Source organism: Salipiger sp. HF18, assembly GCF_011806505.1.
Taxonomy (GTDB): Bacteria; Pseudomonadota; Alphaproteobacteria; order Rhodobacterales; family Rhodobacteraceae; genus Salipiger; species Salipiger thiooxidans.
In genome coordinates, this window is sequence record NZ_JAATOS010000019.1 from 22,864 (window position 1) to 30,777 (window position 7,914).

General features: G+C 67.9%; 5 protein-coding genes. All 5 read right to left on the minus strand.

The window, feature by feature from the left end; all coding sequences use genetic code 11:
* Positions 1–4: 4 nt before the first annotated feature.
* The gene (locus HC022_RS04230) at positions 5–1,948 is read right to left on the minus strand and encodes a sigma-54-dependent Fis family transcriptional regulator (RefSeq protein WP_167451466.1); all 1,944 of its coding nucleotides are present in this window, start codon (positions 1,946–1,948) and stop codon (positions 5–7) included.
* Between the two features lie 70 nt (positions 1,949–2,018).
* On the minus strand, positions 2,019–2,588 hold the full coding sequence (locus tag HC022_RS04235) for a hypothetical protein (protein WP_167451467.1): 570 nt from the start codon (positions 2,586–2,588) through the stop codon (positions 2,019–2,021).
* Between the two features lie 242 nt (positions 2,589–2,830).
* Positions 2,831–5,035, minus strand: a complete 2,205-nt coding sequence (katG, locus tag HC022_RS04240; RefSeq protein ID WP_167451468.1) for a catalase/peroxidase HPI — start codon at positions 5,033–5,035, stop codon at positions 2,831–2,833.
* Between the two features lie 141 nt (positions 5,036–5,176).
* Positions 5,177–6,220, minus strand: a complete 1,044-nt coding sequence (locus HC022_RS04245) for an NAD(P)-dependent alcohol dehydrogenase (protein ID WP_008884339.1) — start codon at positions 6,218–6,220, stop codon at positions 5,177–5,179.
* A 63-nt stretch (positions 6,221–6,283) separates the two neighbouring features.
* On the minus strand, positions 6,284–7,903 hold the full coding sequence (locus HC022_RS04250) for a molecular chaperone GroEL (protein ID WP_167451469.1): 1,620 nt from the start codon (positions 7,901–7,903) through the stop codon (positions 6,284–6,286).
* Positions 7,904–7,914: the final 11 nt, after the last annotated feature.

The following is a 7,914-nucleotide window of genomic DNA, read 5'->3' on the forward strand; positions in this document are numbered from 1 at the left end:
CGGCTCAGTCCGGGCGGCCGACGGAGCGGTCGATGCGGTACTGCCGCATCTTGCGGTAGAGCGTGGGGCGCGAGATCCCCAACACGGCGGCCACGCGCGTGAGGTTGCCCTTCTCGGCGGCGATGGTCCGGCGGATGGCGCTGGCCTCGATGCTCTCGAGATCGCCGGAATTGCCGCTCAGGATGCTCTCCAGCGAATCCTCCTCGGATTCGTCGAAGTCGTCACGCAGTTCGGGCGGCAGGTCCTTCACGGTGACGACGGGGTCGGAGCACACGAGGTATATCCGCTGCACGGCATTGCGCAGCTCGCGCACGTTGCCGGGCCAGCGGTAGGACGCGAGCATCTTCAGCGCGTCCGCTCCGAAGCTCATCTTGGGCCGGCCGGTTTCCTTGGCGAAATGGTCCGAGAAATGTTCCAGCAGCGCGAGGATGTCGCTGCCGCGCTCGCGCAGGGGCGGCACCTCGATGGTGACCACGCCGATGCGGTAGAACAGGTCGCGCCGGAACTTGCCCTTCTCGATCTCCTGCCGCAGGTCGCGGTTGGTCATCGCCACGAGCCGCACGTCGACCGGGCGCCGCTTGCTGTCGCCCATGCGGTAGATGGCGCGCTGCTCCAGCGCCCGCAGCAGGTAGGGCTGCAGCTCGATCGGCATGTCGCCGATCTCGTCGAGGCAGAGCAGCCCGCCGTTCGCCTGCTCGAACTTGCCGGCCCGGCCTCCGCGCGCGGCCCCGGTGAAGGCGCCGTCGACGTAGCCGAAAAGCTCGGCGCCGATCAGGTCGTTCGAGATCGCGGCGCAGTTCACCGGTACGTAGGGCGAGTCCGGCCGGCCGAGGCGGCTGTGGATCAGCCGCGCGAAGAGTTCCTTGCCGACGCCGGTCTCGCCCTGGATCAGCACCGAGACATTGGCCTGCGCGGCGCGCTCGGCCAGCTCGATGGCCTCAAGCATCTTGGGCGAGGCGCAGACGATGTGGATCGGCTCTTCCGAGACGTTGGGCCGGGGCTGGATGCGCCGGGCACCGATCTCGGGTCGCCGGAGCGAGCGGTCGCATTTCAGGAACAGCGCGGCGCCGCGGTAGTCGTTGTCGAGCACCAGCCGCTCGAGCCCCTGTGCCTCGACATTGGGCGGCAACAGGGTGGGGAGGTCCTTGGCGTTGAACGCCTCGAGATCGGGAAGCAGCTTCTGCCCGACCAACAGCTTGTCGGAGGACGGGAACGTGGTCTCGTCGACGCCGCGGCGGAACAGGATGCGCCCGTTGCGGTCGAGCAGCAGCACGGAATTGTCCGCCTGGCTGTACTTCGACTGCAGGAAGGCTTCGAGCAGCTGGGTCCGGTCCTGCCGCTGCTGTTCGGCCAGGGCGATCTCGATCTCACGCGCGGCGGCGAGCACCAGCGCGATGTTGTGGCGGCGGAAGATGTCGGGCGGGCCCGAGAGGTCGACCACGCCGATCACCGAGTTGTCGAACGGGTTGCGGATCGGCGCACCGGCGCAGGTCCAGGCTTGAACGCCTTCGACGAAATGCTCGGCGGCGTGGACGTACATCGGCTTGCCGGTCTTCAGCGCTGTCCCGATGCCGTTGGTGCCGACGGTCTTCTCGTTCCACTGGCCGCCGACCTCGAGATGGATGCCCTGGCCGTTGTCCAGCACCGAGGCGTCGCCGATGGCGTCGATGATCACGCCCTGGTCGTCGGCCAGAAGCATGATCGACTTGGCATCGCTGAGGTGGGGTTCAAGACGCCGGAACGCGGCAGAGGCGGCGCGCCGCAGATGTGCGTTGTGCTGGCGCCTCAGCGCGATCTCGTCCTCGTCGCTGATCTTGCGCGAGGCGAGGGTAGCGGCATCCACGCCCATTTCCATGCTGCGTAGCCACGAGGCGAGGATGTCGTCCCGGACGTGGTCGCTTCTGGCCTCGGCCGGGTGGCCGGAGGTGACGAAGGTTTCCCAGGCCATCCGGATCTCACGGTCAAGGGGCTGACCTTGAACTGTGTCTGTCAAGCCGCTCATTTCCTTGCTTGCTCTGCTATAATAGCTCGCTCGAGTCATCGTCGGGTGTACCGTCATCTTTCTCGGCTTCGGCGTCAGAGGCGCGTCGCTGCGTGTCCGTCTCCGCCGTCAGCCCGAGCCCGTCCGAGACCCCTCGACGCAGGTCGTCCTCGGACAGGTCAGGGCCCAGCTCGGCGTTCTCGAGCGGTTCGAGCGCTGCGCGGATGTCGTCGCTGACGGGCGAAAGGAAGCCGTTGTCCTCCGTCGCCAGTACAAACTTCCTTGACCGGATTGTGCGGCGGAGCTCTCCGAGAAGCTGGAGCTGTCTGCCGCTGTTTCGGTCTACAAGCACGACACGGCCGTTCAGGCTGATCCGGACATGAGGGTCCGGTTCCGCCGGGCTGGATGGTGCCGACAAATCGTAAATGAGGAGGCCTTCCGGCTTCGGCGCTTCCCGCCGCCGCGCCTGATCCTGGCGCATTTTGGTGAAGCCGCCATTGCTGATCTGATCCGCGAGCTTGCGGATCGTGCCGGCGTTTTCGGATATCAGGCGCTTGGCACGCACGTCTTCGGAACGCGGTCCGTCGCGCTTTGAAAAAATATCCACCTCGTCGTCCTCCCATCGGAAAAGCTATCATCCCATGCACATTTACGCCACGTCAAAGTGCGGCGATTGGGCGCGCATGGTCAAAGAGTGAGCGGATTGCAGACACTGGCAACGGCCTGCGAACACGCGCTGGCACAAGGCTCCTGACCGGGTCCCGCGACGCGGTCGCCCGGTGCTTCGGAGGCCGGGGCGACCGGCCTCCGTACGGGGGGTGCGGCGGGGAGCGATCCCCGCGGAAACGCTCAGGAAAGCTCGAACCGGTCGGCGTTCATCACCTTGGTCCAGGCCGTCACGAAGGCGTCGATGAACAGCCGCTCGTTGCCGCGGCTGGCGTAGACCTCGGCCAGCGCCCTGAGCTGCGAGTTCGAGCCGAAGACCAGATCGACCCGCGTTCCGGTCCACTTCGGAGCGCCGGTGGTGCGGTCCCGGCCCTCGAATCGGGTCTCGGTCCCGTCGGTCGGAAGCCACTCGGTGCCGGCGTCGAGGATGTTGGCGAAGAAGTCCGCGGTCAGCGCGCCCGGGCGTTCGGTGAGCACGCCGTCGCTGCCATGGGTCGCCCCGATCGCCCGCAGCCCGCCCACCAGCGCTGTCATCTCCGGCGCGCTCAGCGTCAGAAGCTGGGCCCGGTCGATCAGCAGCGCCTCGGCCGGGTAGCTGAAACTCGCCTTCTGGTAGTTGCGGAAGCCATCCGTCAGGGGCTCCATGGGCTCGAAGGAGGCGGCGTCGGTCTGCGCCTCGGTGGCGTCGGTGCGGCCCGGGGTGAAGGTCACCTCGATGTCGTGGCCACCAGCCTTCGCCGCTGCCTCGATGGCTGCCGCGCCGCCGAGCACGATGAGGTCGGCGATCGAGACCTTCTTGCCGCCCGAAGCCCTGCCGTTGAACGACGACCGGATCGCATCCAGCGTCTCGAGCACCGGGGCGATGCGGGCGGGATCGTTGGCCTCCCAGTCCTTCTGCGGGGCGAGGCGGATGCGCGCGCCATTGGCACCGCCGCGCCGGTCGGATCCGCGGAAGGTCGAGGCCGAGGCCCAGGCCGTCCAGACCAGGTCAGCCACCGACAGGCCGGAGCCGAGGATATCGGCCTTCAGCGCGGCGATGTCGGCGGCGTCGATCAGCGGATGATCCACCGGCGGCACCGGGTCCTGCCAGATCAGTTCCTCGGCCGGCACCTCCTTGCCGAGGTAGCAGGCCTTCGGTCCCATGTCGCGGTGGGTGAGCTTGAACCATGCACGGGCGAAGGCCTCGGCGAACTGGTCGGGGTTCTCGTGGAAGCGCTTGGAGATCGGGCCGTAGATCGGGTCCATGCGCATCGCCATGTCGGCGGTGGTCATCATGATCGGGACCTTCTTCTCCGAACCGTCGACCTCGGGGGCGTGGTCGGCGTCGGCGAGATCCTTGGCGTGCCAGATCTGTGCTCCGGCGGGGCTTTTCGTCAGCTCCCAGTCATATCCGAATAGCACGTCGAAATAGCCCATGTCCCAGCGCGTCGGGTGCGCCGTCCAAGGGCCTTCGATGCCCGAGGTCGTGGTGTCCACGCCCTTGCCGGTGCCGTGGCCGTTGAGCCAGCCGAGCCCCATGGCCTGCAGCGGACCGGCCTCGGGTTCGACACCCACCAGCGCCGGGTCGCCCGCGCCATGGGCCTTGCCGAAGGTGTGACCGCCGGCGACCAGCGCCACGGTCTCCTCGTCGTTCATCGCCATGCGGGCGAAGGTCTCGCGGATGTCGCGGCCCGAGGCGAGGGGATCGGGATTGCCGTCGGGCCCCTCGGGGTTCACGTAGATGAGCCCCATCTGCACCGCGGCCAGCGGGTCGGCGAGGTCGCGCTCGCCGGAATAGCGGCTGTTGGGCTGGTCCGAGGTGGCGAGCCACTCGGTCTCGGAGCCCCAGTAGATGTCTTCCTCGGGCTCCCAGATGTCGGAGCGACCGCCGCCGAAGCCGAAGGTGCGCCCGCCCATGCTCTCGATGGCGACGTTGCCGGCGAGGATCATCAGGTCGGCCCAGCTCAGCGCGTTGCCGTACTTCTCCTTGAGCGGCCAAAGCAGGCGGCGGGCCTTGTCGAGGTTGCCGTTGTCGGGCCAGGAGTTCAGCGGCGCAAAGCGCTGTGTCCCGGTCGAGGCGCCGCCGCGCCCGTCGGCGGTGCGGTAGGTGCCGGCGGAATGCCACGCCATGCGGATGAAGAACGGGCCGTAATGGCCGTAATCGGCGGGCCACCAGTCCTGACTGTCGGTCATCAGCGCGGTGAGGTCGGCCTTGACCGCGTCGAGATCCAGCGCCTCGAAGGCGCGGCCGTAGTCGAAGCCCTCGGGCATCGGGTTGCCGCCGCCCGGGTTCAGGATGCGCAGGTTCAGCTGGTTCGGCCACCAGTCCTTGTTGCTGCGTCCCGCACGGTTCGTGGCGTTGTGCATGACCGGACAGCCGCCGGTCATCTTCATGTCGTTTCCGTCCATTCTTCTCTCCCTGGGGTGTTTCTCATCTGGGGCGGGGCGGTCGCGGGGGCGGACCTCGCCGCGGATGGTCTTGTCGCTTGCGCGGAGGCGGCCGGCCGAGGAGTGCCGGCCGCCGGGCAGTCACCGGGACCGCCTGTCGGCTCAGGGGACGATGACGCCCCGCCCGGTGAACTTGCGCGCCTTGAAGTCCGAGATCGCGAGGTTGATGTTGTCGAGGCTGTACTCGGTCTGGTGCATCTTCACCTTGCCGTCGGCGTTCATCTCCATCAGCTCGACCAGCTCGACGAAATCGCCCACGAGGCTGCCGCCGATCTTGATCTCGTTGGCGACAAGCTCGAGCGTCGGCACCTCGACCGTGCCGCCGTAGCCCACCATGATAAGCTCGCCGCCCTGCCGCAGGAGCTTCCAGCACAGGTTCTCGGTGCCGTGCTCGCCGACGAAGTCGATGGCCACGTGCGCGCCGCCGCCGGTGAGGTCCTTGACCTCTTCCACGAGGTTCGCGCCGCCCGCGATGACGATGTCGGCGCCGAGCTCCTTGGCGAGTTGCTGCGCGCCCGGTTCCTGATCCACCGCGATCACTCGCGCGCCGCAGGTGTGCTTGAGCACCTGAAGCGCGATGTGCCCGAGCCCGCCGATGCCCAGCAGCACGCAGTAGCCGCCCGGATGCAGCAGTTTCGCGGCCTTCTTGGCAGCCCGGTATGCGGTGATGCCGGCATCGGCCATGGGCGCCACCGAGAGCGGCGTGATGCCGGTGTTCAGCTTGATGATCGAGCGCTCGTTGGTCTTGAAGTACTCGGCGAAGCCGCCGTCGAGCCCGAGACCCGGGAACTTGCCGTGATCGCAATACATGTCGTGGCCGTAGCGGCAGCTCAGGCAGATGCCGCAGGCGTTGAACGGGTGGCAGATCACTGCGTCGCCGGGCTTGACCGAGGTGACGGCGCTGCCGACATCCTCGACCCAGCCGGCATTCTCGTGGCCCATGGTGTAGGGCAGCAGGCTGCCCTCGACGTCCATGATGTTCTTCCAGACGCCTTCAATGATGTGGAGGTCGGTACGGCAAAGGCCTGCCGCACCGACCTTAACGATCACCTCGTCGGGAGCTGTGATTGTGGGAGGGGCAACGGTTTCAATCTTCAGCTGCACGTTCATCGCGGGATCGTATTCGTAGAGTCTCGCTGCTTTCATATCCTGGTTCCTTCTGGCTGAACGGGCTGCCGCGGGGACGGCAGCCCGATATGTGTCGGGGGCCTACTTGCGTCCCAGGAGCTCGGCGCCGCCGCCGAGTGCGGGGCCTTCGGTGGGATCCGCCTCGCCCTCGTCGAGATCGCCGATCAGCGTCTCGGTGGTGAGGATCAGCGTCGCGACCGAGGCTGCGTTGACCAGCGCGCTGGCGGGGACGCGGGCGGGGTCGATGATCCCGGCCTCGAACATGTCGCCGAACTCGCCGGTCGAGGCGTTGTAGCCGTGGTCCTTGGGCGCGCTGACGACCTTCTCCGCGACGGTGTCGGCATCGGCCCCGGCGTTGCGGGCGATGCGGCGGACCGGCTGGGTCAGGATCGACCGCACCAGCGCCACGCCGCGGGCCATGTCGCCCGAAACCGAGAGCGTATCGAGGCAGGGCGCGATCTGCGCGAGCGCGGTGCCGCCCCCGGCGACGACGCCGTCCTCGGCCGCGGCGCGCACGGCGCAGAGCGCGTCCTCGATCAGCTGGATCGTGCGCTTCTGTTCGACCGGGGTGAAGCCGCCGGCGTAGATGATCGCGCTGCCGCCGGTGAGCTTGGACATGCGCTCGCGCAGCTTGTCCTTCTCGATGTTGGGCGGGGCCGCGTCATGCTGGCGCTGGACCTGCGCCCGGCGGGCGCGGATCGCCTCGGGGTCGCCCTCGCCGCGCAGGATGCTGGTGTGCGAGGCATGGGTGCGCACCGTCTCGGCGCCGCCGAGCTGGGCGCGGGTGACGGTCTCGATCTTCTTGCCGAGATCGCGGGCCAGCACCTCGCCGCCGGTCAGAATGGCGAGGTCGTCCAGCATCGCCTGCCGCCAGTGGCCGTATTCCGGCGGGTGCACGATCAGGTACTTCCCGGCGCCGCCGTCGCCCAGCAGGGTGATGATCACCTCTGGCGCGATCTCCTCGGCGATGATCAGCAGAGGGCGGTTCTCCTCGTCGGCGATCCGGCGGGCGCTGTCGAGCATGGCGGGCTTGAGGATCTTCTGGTCGGTCATCAGGATCAGCGGATGGCGCAGCACCGCCTCCATGTGATCGCGGTCGGTCACCATGTGGTGCGAGATGTAGCCACGCTCGAAGGACATGCCCTCGACCACCTCCATGGTGGTGTCGATGGTCACCCCGAAATCGGCCGAGATCACGCCGTCGCGCCCGACCCGGTGATAGGCCTCGGCCACCAGCCCGCCGAGCTTGGGATCGGTGGCGGAAACGCGCGCCACCGCCTCGAGATAGGCGGGGTTGTCGTCGCAGTCGCGGGACGAGGCGTCGATGGCATCGACGACGGTCTGCACCGCGAGGTCGATGCCGCGGCAGAGATCCACCGGGCGCACGCCGTTTTCGGTCAGCTCGACGCCGTTCTGGATCAAGGCGTTCGCCAGCACGATGGCGGTGGTGGTACCGTCGCCCGCCACGTCGTTGGTCTGCATCGAGACCTCGCGGACGACCTGCGCCCCCATGTTCTCGAAGCGGTCGCTGAGTTCGATCTCGGACGCGATGCTCACCCCGTCGCGCGTGACGAGCGGTGTGCCGACCGGGCGATCCACCATCGCGTTGAGCCCCTTGGGCCCGAGCGTGGGTTCGACCGCCGCCGCCAGCCGCGCAACCCCGCGCGCCAGGTTTTGCCGGGCGACTTTTCCGTGCACCATCAGTTTAGCCA

Excerpts from the sequence above, each read along its gene's own strand:
- HC022_RS04230 (WP_167451466.1), bottom strand. The coding sequence starts at position 1,948 with ATGGCCTGGGAAACCTTCGTCACCTCCGGCCACCCGGCCGAGGCCAGA.
- katG (WP_167451468.1), bottom strand. The coding sequence starts at position 5,035 with ATGGACGGAAACGACATGAAGATGACCGGCGGCTGTCCGGTCATGCAC.
- HC022_RS04245 (WP_008884339.1), bottom strand. The coding sequence starts at position 6,220 with ATGAAAGCAGCGAGACTCTACGAATACGATCCCGCGATGAACGTGCAG.
- HC022_RS04250 (WP_167451469.1), bottom strand. The coding sequence starts at position 7,903 with ATGGTGCACGGAAAAGTCGCCCGGCAAAACCTGGCGCGCGGGGTTGCG.